The organism is Streptomyces sp. NBC_01537 (assembly GCF_045040445.1).
Lineage (GTDB): Bacteria > Actinomycetota > Actinomycetes > Streptomycetales > Streptomycetaceae > Actinacidiphila.
The window spans coordinates 6662375-6681596 of sequence record NZ_CP109392.1; the positions used below are offsets into that span (position 1 = coordinate 6662375).

Sequence of the window (19222 nt, forward strand, 5' to 3'; positions counted from 1 at the left end):
TCGGGCCCGTGCCGGGGTCGGCGCATATGGGGGGTGCCGGACGTCAGGACTGGGGGCGGTCCCGGCCGAACTCGTCCTTCAGCTTGTCCTGGCCCGTGTCGACCTGGCTCTGGTACTTGTTGCCGGTCTTGTCGTCGACCATGTCACCGGCCTTGTCGATGCCCTGGCCGGTCTTGTCCTCGTGGCCCTTGAGCTTGGCCTTGATCTTGTCCAGCATGGACATGAATGTCCTCCTTGCTGCGGTATAACGCTCTTCTCAGCATTACCGCAAGCCGGACGGTGCGCATCCCCAGGGCGTTGACCAGTGCCTACTTGACGTTCACCTCGCACACCAGCCGTCGCCGGTGGTCCACCGTGCGCTCCTGCCCGGTCAGCGTCAGCGGGAGGGCGTGGCGTGCGCCCGCCTCGCCGCCGGAGGCCGCGAGGCGCAGCTCCAGCGCGCCCGGCTCGACGATCCGCTGCCCGGCCCGAAGCGTGTACGAGGCCAGGTCGGCGTGGAAGGTGAAGCGGACCTCGGCGCAGGCACCGGGATCCAGGGGGACGCGCGCGTAGCCGATGAGGCGGGAGACGGGACGGGTGACGCGGGCGAGGGGGTCGTGGAGGTAGAGCTGGACGACCTCGGTGCCGGGGAGGGGACCGGTGTTGCGGACGGTCAGACGGAGCGTGGTCTCGCCGTCGGTGGGGATGGCCGGGGCGTCCAGAGCCGGGGCCTCCCAGGCGAAGGAGGTGTACGACAGCCCATGGCCGAAGGGGAACACCGGGGTCGGGTCGATCGTGCTGGCCTCCCCCCGGTGGCCGAGCGGCGGCGCCAGGTACGTCCAGGGCTGCGCCCCGGGCCCGTACGGGACGCTGACCGGCAGCCGCCCGGACGGGTTGACGCGCCCGCTCAGCACCCCGGCCAGCGCGGGGCCGCCCTCCTGGCCGGGGAAGAAGCCCTGGACGACGGCGGCGCACCGGTCGGCCCAGCGGCCCAGCGCATACGGGCGGCCGGCCAGCAGCACCAGGACGACCGGCTTCCCGGTCGCGAGCAGCGCGTCCAGCAGCTCGCCCTGGCCGCCGGGCAGCGCCAGGTCGGCCGCGTCGCAGCCCTCGCCCGAGGTGCCCCGGCCGAACAGCCCCGAGCGGTCGCCGACGACGGCCACGCAGACATCCGCCCCGGTGGCCACCGCCACCGCCTCGGCGAGCTCGTCCGGCTGCGCGGGCCCGGTCACCGCGCAGCCGGGGGCGTGGGCGAACTCCGCGTCCGGCAGCTCGGCGCGCAGCGCGGCGAGCAGGGTCGGTACGTCGACGCCCATCGGCAGCTCGGGATGCTCGATGCCGACATGGCGCGGGAAGGTGTAGCAGCCCAGCATCGCCGCAGGGTCGTCGCCCAGCGGGCCGACGACCGCGATGCGGGCCGTGGGGGACAGTGGCAGGGCGGTGCCGGGATTGGCCAGCAGCACCACCGACTCCTCCGCCAACTGCCTTGCCACCTCCCGCATTTCGGGCGGATTCAGGTTCACCGACGAGGGCGGCTCGGGCAGCACGCCGTCCAGCAGTCCCAGCTCCGCCTTCTGCGTCAGCACCCGCAGCGCCGCCCGGTCCACCAGCGCCTCCGGGATCTCGCCGGCCCGTACGGCCTCCAGCAGCGGGCTGCCGAAGCAGCGCACCCCTGGCAGCTCCACATCCACCCCGGCCGCCAGCGCGAGCGCCGCCGCACCGGCCGGGCCGGTGGCCAGGTCGTGGGCCAGCTCGATGAAGGAGACGCCGAAGTAGTCGGAGACGACGGTGCCGGTGAACCCCCAGGTGTCGCGGAGCAGTTCGGTCAGCAGCCCGGGGTCGGCGTGCGCCGGGATGCCGTCGGTGTCGGTGTAGGAGGCCATGACGGACCGGGCGCCGCCGTCGCGCAGGGCCATTTCGAAGGGCGGGAGGATGACGTCGGCCAGTTCGCGCGGGCCGATGGACACGGGCGCGTGGTTGCGGGCGCCGCGCGAGGCGGAGTAGCCAGCGAAGTGCTTGAGCGTCGCGATGATGCCGGCCGCCTCCAGCCCGCGTACGTACGCCGTGCCGATGGTGGCGACCAGGTACGGGTCCTCGCCGATGGACTCCTCGGTGCGGCCCCAGCGCGCGTCGCGCACGACGTCCAGCACCGGGGACAGCGCCTGGTGGATGCCGACCGCGCGCATCGAGCCGCCGATCAGCTCGGCCGCCCGGCCGACCAGGGCCGGGTCGAAGGAGGCGCCCCAGGCGAGCGGGGTCGGGAAGATGGTGGCCTGCCAGGCGGTGAAGCCGGTGAGGCACTCCTCGTGGGCGAGCGCCGGGATCCCGAAGCGGTTCGCGGCGGCGATACGGGCCTGCGTGCCGGCCAGCTCGGCCGCGCCCCGCGCCGGGTCGACGGGGGCGGTGCCGAAGGGGCGGGTGAGCTGGCCGAGGCCGTGCGGCAGGAGGGCGTCGAGGTCGGTGGGCCGGTTGACCTCGTGCTGCAGCGGGGCCACGTCGGCGCCGGAAGTGCCGTCTGCGCTGTCCGCGCCTGCAGCCTCCGAGCCGGGCCAGACGGAGTAGAGCTGGGCGGTCTTCTCCTCCAGGGTCATCCGGGAGAGCAGATCGCCCGCACGGACCTCGGCCGGTAGGGCGGTGTCCTGCCAGGGGGTGGTCATGGAACTCCTCACGTGGGAAAGGCGGGAACGGGGACGGCGGGACGGCGGGACGGCCGTGCGGTCAGCCCTTCGTCGCGCCGACCGTGATGCCCCCGATGAGCTGCCGCTCGGCGACCGCGTAGAAGGCCAGGGCCGGCACCATGGCGAGGACGAGATAGGCGAAGATGCGGGCGGTCTCGGCGGCGTACTGGCCCTGGAACTGCTGGACGCTGACCGGGATGGTCCACCAGGTGTCGTCGTTGAACACCAGCAGCGGCAGGAAGAAGTTGTTCCAGCTGCCGACGATCGCCAGCACGGACACCGTGCCCAGCGCGGGCCGGGCCATCGGCAGGAGGATCCGCCAGAAGAACCCGAAGGCGCTGCAGCCGTCCAGGGTGGCCGCCTCCTCCAGCTCGCCGGGGATCTCCCGGAAGAAGCCGCGCAGGATGATGATGGTCAGCGGCAGCCCGAAGGCGGCCTGGGGGAGGATCACGCCGAGCGGGTTGTCCAGCAGATCCGCGAAGCGCAGCAGCAGGAACAGCGGCAGCAGTGCCACCGCGAACGGGAACATCAGCCCCATCGTGAACAGGGTGAAGAACAGCTCCCGCCCCCGGAAGGCGAACCGGGCGAAGGCGAAGCCCGCGAGCGCCGCGATCCCCACGGTGAGCACGGTGGTCGCCACCGCGATGAGGATGCTGCTGCCGATGGCCCGCCAGAAGGTCCCCGAGCCGAGGATGTCGGTGAAGTTGGCGGTCACCCAGGGGCTGGGCAGCCCGAAGGGGTTGCGGGAGAGCTGGTCGGTGGACTTGAAGCCGGAGATCAGGGCGTAGAGCAGGGGTGTCACCACCACCGCGCCGACCAGCCACAGGATCACGTACACCGGGAGGGACTTGAGGCGCCGCCTCATCGCTGGGCTCGCATGGTGGTGAGGGCTCCTTCGGTGTCACGGCGCATGACGAAGCGCTGGTAGAGGAGGGCGAAGACCAGGCTGATCAGGAACATTGCGACGCTGATGGTGCTGGCGTAGCCCACCTGGTAGCGCTTGAAGCCGTACTGGAACATCGTGATCGCCATGGTCTCGGAGGCGTGGTCCGGGCCGCCCCCGGTGATCACCCACACCATGTCGAGCAGCTGGATGGAGTAGATGACGGACAGGAAGGCGCTGATCCGGATGGTCGGCCCGAGCAGCGGCAGGGTGACGTACCGGAACCGCTCCCAGGGGCCGGCGCCGTCGATCTTGGCGGCCTCGTGCAGCTCGGCCGGGATGCCCTGCAGCCCGGCGAGGTAGAGCATCATGTGGAAGCCGAAGTACTTCCACGTCATGGCCAGGAAGAGGGTCGGCAGCACCGTGGACGGATCGGAGAACCACTTCCCGCCCAGGGCCTCCAGACCGAGCTCCGAGAAGATCTTGTCGGCGAGGCCGTCGCCCGGCGCGAAGATCATGCTGAACAGCACGCCGGTGATGACCTCGGACAGGATGTACGGCGCGAAGAACAGCATCCGGTAGAAGGCGCGGCCGCGCAGCCTCTGGTTCAGCATCACGGCGATCGCCAGCGAGAACGGCAGCTGGATGAGGAGCGAGAAGGCGATCAGCAGGAAGCCGCGCCACAGGTCGCCGATGAAGACCGGGTCCTTGACCAGCTTGCTGAAGTTGCCGAGCCCGGTGAAGTCCGAAGGCCAGCCGAAGCCGCCCCAGTTGAAGAAGCTGGAGTAGAGGGCGAACAGGATCGGCAGCAGCACGAGTGCGCCGAAGAGCAGGAGCGCGGGCACGGTGAAGGCGAACGCCGTCAGCCAGTTCGTCATCCGGCGCAGGGCCGGCGGACGCGTGCGGGCGTGCGGGCCCCCCGGCGCCCGGCCCGGCCCCGGGCCGGGCTCGCGTGCTTCGCTGCGCGTCGCGTCCGTGTCACCGCGTACGTCGGCCGAAGTGGTCCCCATCTACGCGCTCTTCGCGACCTGGGTGATCGACCTGGCCACCTGCTCCGGCGACTTGTTGCCCGCGATCAGCGCGGCGACGGAGTCGTTGACCTCCTGTCCGACGGCCGGGGCGTAGGCCTGGTCCAGGTAGAGCTGGAAGCCGGTGGCCTGGTTCAGCGCCTCCGAGACCAGCTTGAGGTTGGGGTCGGTCAGCGCGCCTGCCGCGTCCTTGACGACCGGCACCAGGCCGGTCTCCTTGACCAGCTTCTCGTCGAAGGCGGTGGCGCCGAAGAACTTCACGAAGTCCAGTGCCGCCTTCGGCGCGCCCTTGCGCAGCGCGTGTCCGCCGCCCCCGCCGAAGACCTCCGTCAGCGCGCCCGCGCCGCCCTCGACGGCCGGGAAGGAGAAGAAGCCGAGGTCCTTGCCCAGCCCCTTGCCCGAGGACTTCTGCACGCTCGGCGCCCACTGGCCCATCAGCTCCATGGCAGCCTTGCCGTTGCCGACCGCCGCCGCCTCCCCGCTGGGCGTGGAGTACCCGGCCCCGAGGAAGCCCTGCTGGAACGGCTGGAGCGCGACGAGGTCCTTGAGGTGCTGCCCGGCCTTCACAAAGCCCTCGCCGGTGAAGTCGTTCTCCGTGGCGGCCTTCTGCATCGCCTCCAGCCCGGCCGTGCGCATCGCGAGATACGCCCAGAAGTACATGCCGGGCCACTTCTCCTTGCCGGCCAGGGCGATGGGGGTGATGCCCTTGGACTTCAGCTTCTGCACCGCGTCGAGATAGCCGCTCCAGGTGGTGGGCGGGGTGGTGATGCCGGCGGTCGCGAAGAGCGCCTTGTTGTACCAGAAGCCGACGGCGCCGATGTCGAAGGGGATGCCGTAGGTCTTGTCGTCGAACTGGTACGCCTCCAGGGAGGCGGGTACGTAGGCGTCGCGCCAGGAGGCGGTGGAGGAGGTGAGGTCCTCGACGAGTCCGGCGTCGATCTGCTGTTTGAGGACGCCGCCGCCCCAGGTGTGGAAGATGTCCGGCAGCTTCCCGGAGGCGGTGAGCGCGGTCATCTTCGACTTGTACGCCTCGTTCTCCAGCGTGACGATCTTGATCGTGACGTCCGGGTTCTGCTTCTCGAACTCCTTGGCGCGCTGGGCCCAGACTCCCTTGGCGGGCTCGGTGGTGGTGATGTTCCACCACTCGATGGTGGTCTTGCCCGAGGAGTTCCCGCCGCTGTCCGAGCCGCCGCAAGCGCTCAGGGCGCCCGCGGCGCCTGCCGCGAGGCCGGCGGCCGCGGAGGCGGACAGGAATCTGCGGCGGGACAGGGAGCTGGACCGAGGAGTGTCGCCCATTGCTGGCATCGCGCACCTTCCGGAAGGTCACCGATAATTCTCGGATCGATCCAGCCGGAAATTACGGACGTGGCGAGTCCGTGTCAATGGATGTGACAGAAGCGGAGGCCGGCGGTCCGAAACGCCCTACGTGCGGGCCGCCGTGCTGGCGCGTACGACCAGTTCCGTCGCCAACTCCACACGCGGCGAGTCCAGTTCCTCGCCGCGCGCCAGCCGCAGCACCGTACGGGCCGCCACCTTGCCCATTTCCGTGAGCGGTTGGCGCACCGTCGTCAACGGCGGGGCCAGCCAGCGCACTTCGGGGAGATCGTCGAAGCCGACCACGCTCATGTCCTCCGGGACCCGCAGTCCGCGTCTGCGCAGCGCCTCGATCGCGCCCAGCGCCATCTGGTCGCTGGCGGCGAAGAGCGCGGTCGGCGGCTCGGGCAGATCCAGCAGCGTACTCGCGCCCGTTGACCCGGACGCGTGGTAGAAGTCGCCGGGCACGATCAGGGCGTCGTCGACCGGGATGCCCGCGCCCTCCAGCGCCGCCCGGTAGCCGTCGAGACGGGCGCGGGAGCAGAGCAGCCGGGGCGGGCCCGCGATGAAGCCGATCCGGCGGTGGCCGAGCGAGAGCAGATGCTCGGTCGCGGCCATCCCGCCCGCCCAGTTGGTCGCCCCGACGGTGGGGGCCTCCAGGGTCGGTGAGCCGGCCGGGTCGACCACCACGATCGGGACGTTGAGCCGGCGCAACTCCTCGTGCAGCACCGGCTCCAGCACGGAGGTCACCAGGATCACGCCGTCCGACGCCCGGTCGCGCAGGTTCTTCATCCACTGCCGGGCGGACCCGGCGCGGCCGTGGATCGCCGACACGACCGTGCCGACGCCCGCCGCGTGCGCGACGTCCTCCACCCCCCGGATGATCTCCACCGCCCAGGGGCTGTCCAGGTCGTTGAAGACCAGGTCCAGCAGCGCCGCCCGGTCCCCCGGCGCACTGGTGCGGCGCCGGTAGCCGTGCTGCCGCAGCAGGTCCTCGACCTTGGCCCGGGTCTCCGGCGCCACGTCCGAACGCCCGTTGACCACGCGGGAGACGGTCGGCACGGACACGCCTGCGGCCTGCGCGATAGCGGTGATCGTCACCTTGCGCCCGTTGCTGCTCTGTCCCGCTTCCTGTGCCTGATCCTGTGCCATGCCCTGGCCCCTCCTCGTGCGATCCCGACCGAAATCTTTCGGGAGCCCCAATTCGAGCTGAGCGTACTCCGGAAAGCGTTGTCACAGGCGTTGACGACCCTCCCGCGCGGCTCTACCGTTTCGGGCGCACCCTCGGAAACCTTGCGGCAACCTTCCGGAAAAGAGGGCTCCCCCCAATGAAGACCGAGCAATTGCGTCACTTACGCAGAGCCGTGCTCGCCGTCACCGGCGCGGCCATGCTCATCCTGGGCCTCGCCGCCCCCAGCCAGGCCGCCGACCCCGTGCTGCGCGACCTCGCCACGGCCAAGGGCCGGTACATAGGCTCCGCCGCGACCGCGAGCGAGCTGAACATCAGCTCGTACGCGGCCCTCGAAGGCACCCAGTTCAACTCGGCCACCCCCGGCAACGAGATGAAGTGGGAATCCGTCGAAGCCACCCGCGGCACCTACAACTGGACCGGTGGTGACAACCTCGTCAGCTTCGCCCAGGCCCACAGCATGCAGGTCCGCGGCCACACCCTCGTCTGGCACAGCCAACTCCCCAGCTGGCTCACCTCGGGCACCTTCACCAACGACGAGCTGCACGCCCTCCTGGTCAAGCACGTCACCGACGAAGTCACCCACTTCAAGGGCAAGATCAACCAGTGGGACGTCGTCAACGAGCCACTCAACGAGGACGGCACGTACCGGGCGAGCCTCTGGTACAACCAGCTCGGCTCCTCCTACATAGCCGACGCGCTGCGCGCCGCGCGCGCCGCCGACCCCGCCGCCAAGCTCTACATCAACGACTACAACACCGACGGCACCGGCTCGAAGTCCGACGGCATGTACAACCTCGCCAAGTCGCTTCTCGCGCAGGGCGTTCCGCTCGACGGCATCGGCTTCCAGGGCCACCTGATCGTCGGCTCCGTCCCGACCACCGTCCAGACCAACCTCCAGCGCTTCGCCGACCTCGGCCTTGACGTCGCCGTCACCGAGCTCGACGTCCGCATGACCCTCCCCGCCACGACCGCCCTGCTCACCCAGCAGAAGGCCGACTTCAAGTCGGTGGTCAGTGCCTGTCTCGCCGTCTCCCGCTGCGTCGGCGTCACCGTCTGGGGTCTCGGCGACGCCACCTCCTGGGTCCCCGGCGTCTTCCCCGGCCAGGGCGCGGCCAACATCTACGACGAGAACTACCAGCCCAAGCCGGCCTTCTACGGCGTCGCCGAGGCGCTGGGGTGGACCGGCACCGTTCCTGTCCCGACGGCGAGCTGCGCGGTGACGTACGGCGTCAACCAGTGGAACACCGGCTTCACGGCGAGCGTGACGGTGAAGAACACCGGCACGACCCCGGTCTCCGGCTGGTCCCTGACCTGGACCTACCCCTCCGGCCAGAAGGTCACCCAGGCCTGGAACGCGACCGTCGTCCAGTCCGGGACGGCGGTGACCGCGACCAACGTGTCCTACAACGCGACGATCGCGGCGGGCGGCACGCAGGCCTTCGGCTTCAACGCGAGCTGGTCGGGCTCGAATCCCGCACCGGCGGACTTCAAGTTGAACGGGACGGCGTGTAGTTAGCGCGCCGCCGCCGCCGGCGTCGCTGGCCGGGTGGGGGTCCGGGGGCTTGCCCCCGGACTCCTGAACGCCCTTCGGGCGTGTCCTCAATCGCCGGACGGGCTGGGTCGGCCGGTGTGCGCCTTCCCTTTCGGGTCTGGTCGGGGCCGCCTGCCGGGACTGCGTCCTCAGCGCTCGCGACTCGGGTCGGCCTTGTTGGTGCCCGGGATCCTCGCTCGTCGCTTCCGGGCGCATCCCTCCACCGTCCCCTTCGGCCCGTACGCGACCACCAGCCGGTGGGGGTACAGGTCCTCAACCCCGGACGGGCTGGAGATTGCCTTCCGGCCGGGCGGGGGCGGTGGAGGGGTTCTCCCGCAGGCGACGAGCGAGGATCCCGGGCACAACCGGGCCGACCAGAGTCGCGAGCGCCGAGGAGAGAGGCCCCGGCAGGCGCCCCCGACCCCACGGCCAACCCAGCCCGTCCGGCGCTTGAGGACGGAACCAGCAACCCCGGCCGACGGCACCGAAACGGCACCGGTGCAGGCGGCACCGTCCGCGTGGCCCGTCCGGCGTTTGAGGACGGAACCGGAACCCCGGCTTACCGGGCCCGTACGGTGAACGCCGTGACCGACACCGCCTCGTCGTCCAGACACGCACCGCTCTCCAGATCGAACCGCTGCTTGAGGAGCGGCGACGCGACGTACGCCCGCCCGTCCGCCGTGGATCCGAGCAGCCCCCGGGAGAGGACGTACGCGCCGGTGAAGGGGTCGCGGTTCTCGACGGCGTAGAGCCGTCCCCCGCGGTCGGCGAAGACCGCGGCCTGGCGGCCGTCGGGGAGGAGGGCGGCGACGCCGCGGCCGGGCTGGAGGCGGTCGCGGTCGCAGACGGCGAACCAGGCCTCGTCGACGAGGAGTTCGACGGTCATGAGGCGGGGGTCCCTTCGAGCGTGCGGATCGGGAGGACGGGGCCGGCGAGGAGCTGGAGGTCGGGCTTGACCTGGTCGCGCTCGGGGACGAACTTCACCGAAGGGTCCGGAACGTCCGGGGCGTTGACGAAGGAGACGAAGCGGGCGAGGCGCTCGGGGTCGTTGACGGTGTCGGCCCATTCGTCGCGGTAGCCGGCGACATGGTCGGCCATCAGGGCCTCCAGCTCGTCGCAGATGCCGAGCGAGTCGTGGACGACGACATCGCGCACGTGCTCCAGGCCGCCGTCGAGGCGGTCCAGCCAGACCGAGGTGCGCTCGAGGCGGTCGGCCGTGCGGATGTAGAACATCAGGAAGCGGTCGATGAGGCGGACGAGCTCGGCGTCGCTGAGGTCCTGCGCCAGCAGGTCCGCGTGGCGCGGGGTGGCGCCGCCGTTGCCGCCGACGTAGAGGTTCCAGCCGGAGGCGGTGGCGATGATGCCGAAGTCCTTGCTCTGGGCCTCGGCGCACTCGCGCGCGCAGCCGGAGACGGCCGACTTGAGCTTGTGCGGGGAGCGCAGCCCCCGGTAGCGCAGCTCCAGGTCGATGGCCATCCGGACGGAGTCCTGGACGCCGTAGCGGCACCAGGTCTGGCCGACGCAGGACTTCACCGTGCGCAGCGACTTGCCGTAGGCGTGGCCGGACTCGAAGCCGGCGTCGACCAACCGGGTCCAGATCATGGGGAGTTGCTCGACCCGCGCGCCGAACATGTCGATCCGCTGGCCGCCGGTGATCTTTGTGTAGAGGCCGAAGTCCCGTGCCACCTCGCCGATGACTATGAGCTTCTCGGGGGTGATCTCGCCGCCGGGGATGCGCGGCACGATCGAGTAGGAGCCGTTCTTCTGCAGGTTGGCGAGGAAGTGGTCGTTGGTGTCCTGCAGGGCCGCCTGCTCGCCGTCCAGGACGTGCACGGAGGTGCCCAGCGTCGGCGCGAGCGAGGCGATGATCGACGCGACGGCCGGCTTGCAGATCTCGCAGCCGTCGCCGCCGCGGGCGGCCTCGCGGCCGTGGCGGTCGAGCAGGTCGGCGAAGGTCGTGATGCGCAGGGCCAGCACGATCTCGTACAGCTCCTGGCGGGTCTGGGCGAAGCAGCCGCACAGGCCCTTGTCGACCACGACGCCGCCGGCCTCGAGCTCGGCGGTGACGAGCTGGCCGAGCACCTTCACGCAGCTGCCGCAGCCGGTGCCCGCCTTGGTGCACTTCTTGACCTCGGGGAGGGTGGTGCAGCTGTGCTCGGTGACGGCGGAGCGGATCGTGCCCTTGGTGACGTTGTGGCAGGAGCAGATCACCGCCTCGTCGGGAAGCGAGGAGGGCCCGAGGGTGACGGGGCCGCCGGCGCCGGCCGGGAGGACGAGCTGCTCGGGGGAGACGGGCGGCACGGAGCCGGTGAGGGGGCGGAGCATGCCGTAGGAGTCGGCGTCGCCGACGAGGATGCCGCCGAGCAGGACGCCGTCGGGGGAGACGACCAGCTTCTTGTACACGCCGGAGCGGGTGTCGCTGTATACGATGTCGAGGCAGCCCTCGGCCGTTCCGTGCGCGTCGCCGAACGAGGCCACGTCCACACCGAGCAGCTTGAGCTTGGTGGAGAGGTCGGCGCCGGTGAAGGAACCTTCCTGCCCCGCGATCGCCTTCGCCACCGTCTCGGCCATCTCGTAGCCGGGAGCGACCAGGCCGTACACCCGGCCGTCCGAGGCCAGCGCGCACTCGCCGATCGCGTACACCGCGTCGTCGCTCGTGCGGCACTGCTCGTCGACCACGATGCCGCCGCGCTCGCCCACCGGCAGCCCGCACTCCCGCGCGAGCTGGTCCCGGGGCCGTACGCCCGCCGAGAAGACCACGAGGTCGGTGTCCAGCACCGAGCCGTCGGAGAGCTTCATCGCCGCGACCGAGCCGTCCTCGGCGGCCGTGATCTCCTGCGTGCCCACACCCGCGTGGACCGTCACGCCCATGTCCTCGATCGTGCGGCGCAGCGCCGCCCCGCCGCCCTCGTCCACCTGGACCGGCATCAGCCGCGGCGCGAACTCCACGACGTGGGTCTCCAGGCCCAGGCCCTTGAGCGCGCCCGCCGCCTCCAGCCCCAGCAGCCCGCCGCCGACCACCGCGCCGACGCGCGAGGTCATCGCGTACTCCTCGATGGCGAGGAGGTCCTCGATGGTGCGGTAGACGAAGCAGCCGCCCGCGTCCTTGCCCGGCACCGGCGGCACGAAGGGGTACGAGCCGGTGGCCAGCACCAGCGTGTCGTACGCGATCGTCAGCCCGGAACGGGCCGTCACGGTGCGGGCCTCGCGGTCCACGGCCACCGCCGGGTCGCCGACATGCAGCTCGATGCCGTGCGCGGCCATGAAGCCGGCCTCGACCATCGACAGGTCCTCCGGGGTCTTCCCCGAGAAGTACGAGGTGAGCTGGACCCGGTCGTAGGCGGGGCGCGGCTCCTCGCAGAGCACCACCACCCGGGAGGCCTTCGTGATGCCCCGGTCGGCCAGCGCCTCCAGGAATCGCTGGCCGACCATCCCGTGGCCGACCAGCACGATCGTAGGCGTGGTCATGATCAAGAGCCTCCGTTGTCGGTGACAGTGAGCAGGTGAAGCGGTGCGGCTCGGGAAGGCAGCGGCTCGTCGCCCTCCCACGTACGGGCGAGCTCGCCGACACTGGCGAGGTCGCCCAGCAGAATCCCGCCGACCAGGCGGTCGCCGCGCATGATGACCTTCCGGTACGCCCCGCGGGTGGCGTCCGCCAGCCGCAGCACGTCGTCGCCGGGGGCGGCGACCGGGTCCCCGAAGGTCGCGATGTCCATCGTCCGCGGGCCGTTGAGCGTCAGCCGCGTGAGCGTGCGGGTGCCGCGGTAGCGCGGCGCTTCTTGCGGGGTGTTTTGCGGCGTGTATTGCGCGATCAGGATCCGGGCGAGCACGTCCGCCTGTTCGGTGGCCGGGCCCGCCAGGCCGTACACGACGCCGTCGTGCTGCGCGCAGTCCCCGATGGCGTGGATGTACGGGTCCGACGTGCGCAGCTCGTCGTCCACCACGATGCCCTTGGCGATCTCCAGCCCGGCGGCCTGCGCCAGCCCGACCCGGGGCCGCACCCCGCAGGCCAGCACGACGATCTCGGCGTCCAGCCGGTAGCCGTCGGCGAGCTCCACCGCCTGTACGGTCCGGGCGGTGGTGTGCAGGCCGCGTACGCGGCACTCGGTGTGCACCTCGACGCCCAGCGACTCAATGTGCGTACGCAGCAGCTGCGAGGCGGCAGGGTCCAGGTGCCGCTCCATCAGGCCCTCGCCCTGCGTCGCGATCACCACCTGCGCCCCGCGCGCCGCCAGAGCCCGTGCCGCCGACACCCCGAGCAGCCCGCCGCCCACCACCACGGCCCGCACGCCGGGGCGTACCGCCTCCGACAGCGCCGCGCAGTCGTCCATCGTCCGGAACGCGTGCACCCCCTCGGGGAGCTCTCCCTGTCCCTCCGCGAACAGCCCGCGCAGCGGCGGCAGCACCGGGTTCGAGCCCGTGGCCAGCACGAGGCGGTCGTACGGGACGACATCCCCGTTGTCGCACACGACCGCCCGCTCGGCCCGGTCGACGCGCACGACGCGCGTCCCGCCCTTGCGGTCTTCCGTACGGTCTTCCGCCCCCGGCAGCGTGATCACGTCGGCCGGATACCGCCCGGCCAGCACCTCCGCCAGCAGCACCCGGTTGTACGGCGCGTGCGGCTCCTCGCCGATCAGCGTGACGGTGAAACCGGCACTGCTGTACGGCGCGAGCTGCTGCGCGAGGCGCGCCCCTGCCATTCCGCTGCCGATCACCACGATGTCCATGCATACGAGCGTGCGTCGTGGCTGTTACCCGGCGGCATCCCTGCCGTTTCCCCAAAGGAACAGTGCGCTCAGCGCGGGGTGGGGCGGGATGTGAGCCGTTCCGTTGCGGTGCCGTCGGCCATGGCTGGGGGTTCCGTCCTCAATCGCCGGACGGGCCGCGCGGACGGTGCCGCCTGCGCCGGTGCGGTTTCGGTGCCCCCGGTAGGGGTGCCGGTTCCGTCCTCAAGCGCCGGACGGGCCGCGCGGACGGTGCCGCCTGCACCGGTGCGGTTTCGGTGCCCCCGGTAGGGGGTGTCGGTTCCGTCCTCAAACGCCGGACGGGCTGGGTGTGGCGTGGGGTCGGTGCCACCACCGGGGATCTCTCCTCGGCGCTCGCGACTCTGGTCGGTCTTGTTTGTGCCCGGGATCCTCGCTCGTCGCGCTGCGGGAGAACCCCGGCGTGTCCCCTCCCGGCCGGACGGGAAGTTCAGCCCGTCCGGCGTTTGAGGACACGCCCGCAGGGCGTTCGGGGGTCCGAGGCGAAGCCCCGGTTTCGGGAAGGGGCGGGGTGGGGGTGACCCCTTCAGGGCCTCGGGGATGACGCACTCGTATACAAGGGAAAGCCGGATCAGCTGTCCGCGCGCTCCACTCTCACGGCGCACACCTTGAACTCCGGCATCCGCGAGGTCGGGTCGAGGGCCGGATTGGTCAGGGTGTTGGCCCGGCCCTCGCCCGGCCAGTGGAACGGCATGAACACCGTGTCCGGCCGGATCGCCCGGCTCACCTGCGCCGGGGCAACCGCGCGCCCGCGCCGTGAGGTCACCGCCACGGGGTCGCCGTCGGCGATGCCGATGCGGTCGGCGAGCTGCGGGTGGAGCTGGACGAAGGGGCCCGGCGCGGCCGCGTTGAGCTCCGCCACCCGCCGGGTCTGGGCGCCGGACTGGTACTGGGCGAGGACCCGGCCGGTGGTGAGGTAGAGCGGGTAGTCGCCGTCCGGCTCCTCGGCCGAGGGACGGTGGATCACGGGCACGAAGCGCGCCCGCCCGTCGGGGGTCGCGAACCGGTCGTGGAACAGCCGGGGCGTGCCGGGGTGGCTGTCGTCCGGGCAGGGCCAGAAGACGCCGTCCTCCTCGGCGATCCGGCGGTATGTGATGCCCGAGTAGTCCGCCGGCCCGCCCGCCGACGCGCGGCGCAGCTCGTCGAAGACCTCCTCCGGGTCCGTCGGGAAGCCCTTCTCCCAACCGAGCCTGGCGGCAAGTCCGTTCAGGACGTACAGGTCACTGCGTACGCCCTCCGGCGGGTCGATCGCCTTCCTGCGCAGCAGGACCCGCCCCTCCAGGTTGGTGGTCGTCCCCGTCTCCTCCGCCCATTGGGTGACCGGGAGCACGACATCGGCCATGGCGGCGGTCTCCGACAGCACGACATCGCACACCGCCAGGAAGTCCAGCGCCGCCAGCCGCCCCTCGATGTGCCCGGCGCGCGGCGCCGACACCACCGGGTTCGAGCCCATCAGCAGCAGCGCCTTCACCTCCCCGCCCAGCGCGTCCAGCAGTTCGTACGCGCTCCGCCCCGGCGCCGGCAGGTCATCCGGGTGGACACCCCACACCCCCGCCACGTACGCCCGCGCGGCCGGGTCGTCCAGCTTCCGGTAGCCCGGCAGCTGGTCGGCCTTCTGGCCGTGCTCCCGGCCGCCCTGGCCGTTGCCCTGGCCGGTCAGGCAGCCGTAGCCGGACAGCGGGCGCCCGGCCCGCCCGGTGGCCAGGCACAGGTTGATCCACGCGCCGACCGTGTCCGTGCCCTTCGCCTGCTGCTCCGGCCCGCGCGCCGTCAGCACCATCCCCGTACCGTCCGGCGTATCGCAGAACAGCCGCACCGCCTCGCGCAGCGCCGGCACCGGTACGCCCGTGAGCCGCTCCACCATCTCCGGCCAGTGCGCCATCGCCGCCGCCCGGGCCTGCGGCCAGCCGTTCGTACGCTCCGCCACGAACTCCTCGTCGACGTGGCCCTGCGCCACCACCAGATGCAGCAGCCCCAGCGCCAGCGCCAGGTCCGTCCCCGGCCTCGGCTGCAGATGCAGGTCCGCCTGCTCGGCGGTGCGCGTCCGGCGCGGGTCCACGACGATCAGCTTTCCGCCGTTCGCCTTCAGCTCCGTCAGGTAGCGCAGCGCCGGCGGCATCGTCTCCGCCAGATTCGACCCCACCAGGATCACGCACCCCGTGCGGGAGATGTCCGCCATCGGGAACGGCAGCCCCCGGTCCAGCCCGAACGCCTTGTTGTGCGCCGCAGCCGCCGACGACATGCAGAACCGGCCGTTGTAGTCGATCTGCGACGTCCTCAGCACCACCCGCGCGAACTTCCCCAGCGCGTACGCCTTCTCATTCGTCAGCCCGCCCCCGCCGAACACGCCGACCGCGTCCGGCCCATGCGCCGCCCTCACGCGCACGAGCCCCTCCGCCACCCGGTCGAGCGCGTCCTCCCACCCGGCTGCCTCCAGCTTCCCCGTGGCCCGGTTCCTGACGAGCGGTCCGCCCAACCGCGCTCCCGCGGACAGCACGTCGGGCGCTGTACGGCCCTTTCCGCACAGCGCGCCCCTGTTCACCGGGAAGTCCCGCTCCACGACCTCGACGCGTGCCCCGTTCGGGGTCGGGGTGCGCGCGAGCCCCATCCCGCATTGCAGGGCGCAGTACGGGCAGTGCGTCTGCGTTGCCGTGTCGGTCTCACTCATATGACCAGCGTGCTTCCGGCGTGTTTCGCCCGCCGCGCGGCGGCGTTACGCCCCCGGTACGGGGCCCTCAGCGGGCGGCCGACCCGGCAGTGAGCGCACCCGCTTGCCGGGGGCTGCGCCCCCGGGCCCCCGAACGCCCTTCGGGCGTGTCCTCAAGCGCCGGACGGGCTGGGTTGGCCGGTGTGCGCCTGCTGTTGTCGTGGGGTCGGGGCCGCCTGCCGGGACTGCGTCCTCAGCGCTCGCGACTTGGGTCGGCCCGGTTCGTGCCCGGGATCCTCGCTCGTCGCTTCCGGGCGCATCCCTCCACCGTCCCCTTCGGCCCGCTCGCGGCCACCGGCCGGTGAGGGTACGGGTCCTCAGGCCCGGACGGGCTGAAGATTGCCCTTCCGGCCGGGCGGGGGCGGTGGAGGGGTTCTCCCGCAGGCGACGAGCGAGGGCCCCTATTCTCCTGCGCGGTCCTCGCGGGCGCTTCGCTTGCTTCGGACCGCTGCGCCGGCCTCCGGCCGCCGACCCGGGGGCACCGCCCACCTCCCCTGGGCGGGGCGGGGGCGGTGGAGGGGTTCTCCCGCAGGCGACGAGCGAGGATCCCGGGCACGGACTGAAGGTGCCGGAGTCGCGAGCGCCGAGGAGAGAGACCCCGGCAGGCGCCCCCGACCCCACGGCCAACCCAGCCCGTCCGGCGCTTGAGGACGGAACCGCCAGTCATGGCAGACGGCACCGCAACGGCACCGGTGCAGGCAGCACCGCTGCGACGCCCGTCCGGCGCTTGAGGACGGAACCGCCAGTCATGGCAGAGGGCACCGCAACGGCGCCGGTGCAGGCAGCACCGCTGCGACGCCCGTCCGGCGTTTGAGGACGGAACCGCCAGTCATGGCAGAGGGCACCGGAACGGCGCCGGTGCAGGCAGCACCGCTGCGACGCCCGTCCGGCGTTTGAGGACGGAACCGCCAGTCATGGCAGAGGGCACCGCAACCGCACCCGGTGCAGGCGGCACCGTCCGCTCCGCTCGGGCGACGCCCGCCTCGCGGGGGCCCAGGAAGCGGGGGTCGGGGGTGAAGGCGGCGTCGAAGGCGGCCTTGAGGGCTCCGGCGAGCTCGCGGGTGCCGCCGTAGTACCAGGTGAGGTCGTGCTTTTCGTCGACGCCGACCCCGTAGGAGGTGATGCCGGCGGCGGAGCAGAGCGCGAGGGCGCGCCGGATGTGGAAGGCCTGGCTGACGAGAACGGCGCGGTGGACGCCGAAGATCCGCTTGGCGCGGGTGCAGGAGTCCCAGGTGTCGAAGCCGGCGTAGTCGAGGACGACCTGCGCCCCGGGGACGCCGTGCCGCTCCAGGTAACTGAGCATGGCGCCGGGCTCGTTGTAGTCCTTACGGCTGTTGTCGCCGGTCACCAGGATGACGCGGACCTTGCCGGCGGCGTAGAGCTCGGCCGCCGCGTCGAGGCGGTGCGCGAGGTAGGGCGAGGGCTCGCCGTTCCAGAGGCCGGCGCCGAAGACGACGGCGACGGGGGCGGCGGGGACGTCGGCGAGGGTGCGGACGCGGGCGGCGGCGGAGGCCTGGAGCCAGGTGGCGGGGAGCAGCGCCAGGACGCAGGCCAGCACCAGGATGCGCAGCAGACGTCGCCATTCGCGCCGCGTCCGTGGAGCCCGCCACGGCGCTCGCAATTTCATCCGCACACCCCTACTTCTCCGTACTTCTTTGAATCTTTGATGATCAATCCCCCTTCCGACTCGACGCGCAGGCCTCCGATGCGGTTCCATGACCGTCGTGCTCGACCACGTCCACTCACAGTTGCCTCTCTTCGTCTACGGCACGCTCCGCGCCGGCGAGGCCAACCACGCCGCCATGTTCCGGGGCCGTACGAAGATCGTCATTCCCGCCGTCCTCAGCGGCGCGGTCCTCTACGACGGCCCGGGATTCCCGTACGCCGTCAACGCCGACGGGGGGCGGGTTCTCGGCGAACTCGTCCACCCGCTTCCCGAGCTCTACAACGAGGTGCTCGCCGACCTCGACCACCTGGAGGAGTACGTCCCGAACGCTCCCGACAGCCTGTTCGTGCGCGTCGCGCGCGGCACCCGCACCGAGGACGGGGAACCGGTCCTGGCGTGGGTGTATCTCGCGGGGCCGGTCGAGGAGCGGCGGCTGCACGCCTCGGGCCGGATCATCACGAGCGGCGACTGGCGGAGACCGGTCTAGGGCCCGCCCAGGGCCGTCCGGGGCCTGTCCTCACAGCCGTCGGAAGGCGGTGTGAATCGGCGGAAACCACTCGTCATTTCTGCGCAACGGCAATGGAACCCCGGCTCGCCACACTCACTTCATGACGGCATGGGAAGTTCCCGGACCGGAGCCCTTCGACAGTACGGCGCAGCTCATGACCCAGATCACGGCACAGCTCAGCAGTCAGCTCACCGGAGTGACCCTGCGCGCCGCGGCGCCGGGCCCGCTGCCCACGCTGGTGGCCGTCGCGCACGGCAGCCGTGATCCGGAGGCGCTGCGGACGGTCCGGGAGCTGCTGGACCGGATCCGGGCGCTGCGCCCGGACCTGCCGGTGCGCCTGGGGCACATCGAGCTCAATGAGCCGCTCCTGGACGACACGCTGGCCGGTCTGCGCGCGGGCACGGATGTGGTGCTGGTCCCGCTGCTGCTCAGCCGTGGCTATCACGTCAAGCAGGACATCCCGCAGGCCCTGGCCGGGGCCCCGCATCTGCGCGGCCGGATCGCCGGGCCGCTCGGGCCGCATCCGCTGCTGGCGGAGGCGCTGCACGGGCGGCTCGTGGAGGCCGGGTGGCGTACGCCGCGCGGAGCCGGGGCCGCCCGGGCGGGGGTCGTGCTGGCGGCGGCCGGGTCACGGGACCCGGACTCGGCACGGGACACCGCCCGTACGGCGGCGCTGCTGCGGCAGCGGCTCGGCGGGATCCCGGTGGTGCCGGCGTTCGCCACCGGCGGGCCGACCGTGACGGACGCGGTCAACGCCCTCGCGGCGCGCGGCCGCCACCGTGTCGCCCTCGCGTCCTGCTTCGCCTCGCCCGGCCGCTTCGCCACGCAGACGGCCGCCGCCGCGCCCTGGCTGGCCGCGTCACCGCTGGGTGCGCATGCGGCGATGGCCCGGCTGGTGCTGCACCGTTACGACCGGGCGAGAGCGGGAGTCACCGGCGACGCGGCCTGGACGGAGCTCGCGACCGCCTGAACG

General features: G+C 72.0%; 13 protein-coding genes and 1 pseudogene. 3 read left to right on the forward strand and 11 right to left on the reverse strand.

All coding sequences use genetic code 11. The features are described 5' to 3' along the window. Positions 1-43: 43 nt before the first annotated feature. From OG607_RS30695 to OG607_RS30720, 6 genes are all read right to left on the reverse strand, one after another. On the reverse strand, positions 44-223 hold the full coding sequence (locus OG607_RS30695; RefSeq protein ID WP_405730392.1) for an antitoxin: 180 nt from the start codon (positions 221-223) through the stop codon (positions 44-46). An 85-nt stretch (positions 224-308) separates the two neighbouring features. Next, a complete protein-coding gene (locus tag OG607_RS30700; RefSeq protein ID WP_405730393.1) occupies positions 309-2636 on the reverse strand; it encodes a glycoside hydrolase family 3 N-terminal domain-containing protein in 2328 nt (775 codons plus the stop codon). Between the two features lie 61 nt (positions 2637-2697). Continuing rightward, positions 2698-3522, reverse strand: coding sequence for a carbohydrate ABC transporter permease (locus OG607_RS30705; RefSeq protein WP_405730395.1), 825 nt, complete (start codon positions 3520-3522; stop codon positions 2698-2700). Further along, complete coding sequence (locus OG607_RS30710) at positions 3519-4550, reverse strand: carbohydrate ABC transporter permease (RefSeq protein WP_405730397.1); 1032 nt, start codon at positions 4548-4550, stop codon at positions 3519-3521. Before OG607_RS30710 ends, OG607_RS30705 begins: the two co-directional genes overlap by 4 nt. Then, complete coding sequence (locus OG607_RS30715) at positions 4551-5864, reverse strand: extracellular solute-binding protein (protein WP_405730399.1); 1314 nt, start codon at positions 5862-5864, stop codon at positions 4551-4553. Between the two features lie 126 nt (positions 5865-5990). Further along, positions 5991-7034, reverse strand: a complete 1044-nt coding sequence (locus OG607_RS30720; RefSeq protein WP_405730401.1) for a LacI family DNA-binding transcriptional regulator — start codon at positions 7032-7034, stop codon at positions 5991-5993. Positions 7035-7210: 176 nt separating this feature from the next. Here OG607_RS30720 and OG607_RS30725 point away from each other — a divergent pair, with 176 nt between their 5' ends. Next, positions 7211-8590 carry an endo-1,4-beta-xylanase gene (locus OG607_RS30725; protein WP_405730403.1) on the forward strand — a complete coding sequence of 460 codons (1380 nt, stop codon included), beginning with the start codon at positions 7211-7213 and terminating at the stop codon, positions 8588-8590. A gap of 574 nt (positions 8591-9164) precedes the next feature. On the opposite strand, the gene nirD is transcribed toward OG607_RS30725, so the two are convergent. The 5 genes and pseudogenes from nirD to OG607_RS30750 all read right to left on the reverse strand — a co-directional run. Beyond that, on the reverse strand, positions 9165-9491 hold the full coding sequence (gene nirD, locus OG607_RS30730; protein WP_405730405.1) for a nitrite reductase small subunit NirD: 327 nt from the start codon (positions 9489-9491) through the stop codon (positions 9165-9167). Then, positions 9488-12073 (reverse strand): nitrite reductase large subunit NirB, encoded by a 2586-nt coding sequence (gene nirB / locus OG607_RS30735; protein ID WP_405730407.1) that lies wholly within the window; start codon positions 12071-12073, stop codon positions 9488-9490. The genes nirD and nirB overlap by 4 nt, the downstream gene beginning before the upstream one ends. 2 nt (positions 12074-12075) lie before the next feature. Further along, complete coding sequence (locus OG607_RS30740; protein ID WP_405730409.1) at positions 12076-13332, reverse strand: NAD(P)/FAD-dependent oxidoreductase; 1257 nt, start codon at positions 13330-13332, stop codon at positions 12076-12078. 607 nt (positions 13333-13939) lie between these two features. Continuing rightward, positions 13940-16036 carry a molybdopterin oxidoreductase family protein gene (locus OG607_RS30745; protein WP_405730411.1) on the reverse strand — a complete coding sequence of 699 codons (2097 nt, stop codon included), beginning with the start codon at positions 16034-16036 and terminating at the stop codon, positions 13940-13942. 1003 nt (positions 16037-17039) lie between these two features. Then, positions 17040-17702, reverse strand: a pseudogene (locus OG607_RS30750) (vancomycin high temperature exclusion protein); the annotation flags it as partial. A gap of 88 nt (positions 17703-17790) precedes the next feature. Here OG607_RS30750 and OG607_RS30755 point away from each other — a divergent pair. Next, complete coding sequence (locus tag OG607_RS30755; protein ID WP_405730413.1) at positions 17791-18228, forward strand: gamma-glutamylcyclotransferase family protein; 438 nt, start codon at positions 17791-17793, stop codon at positions 18226-18228. A 121-nt stretch (positions 18229-18349) separates the two neighbouring features. Continuing rightward, the gene (locus OG607_RS30760) at positions 18350-19219 is read left to right on the forward strand and encodes a sirohydrochlorin chelatase (protein ID WP_405730415.1); all 870 of its coding nucleotides are present in this window, start codon (positions 18350-18352) and stop codon (positions 19217-19219) included. Positions 19220-19222: the final 3 nt, after the last annotated feature.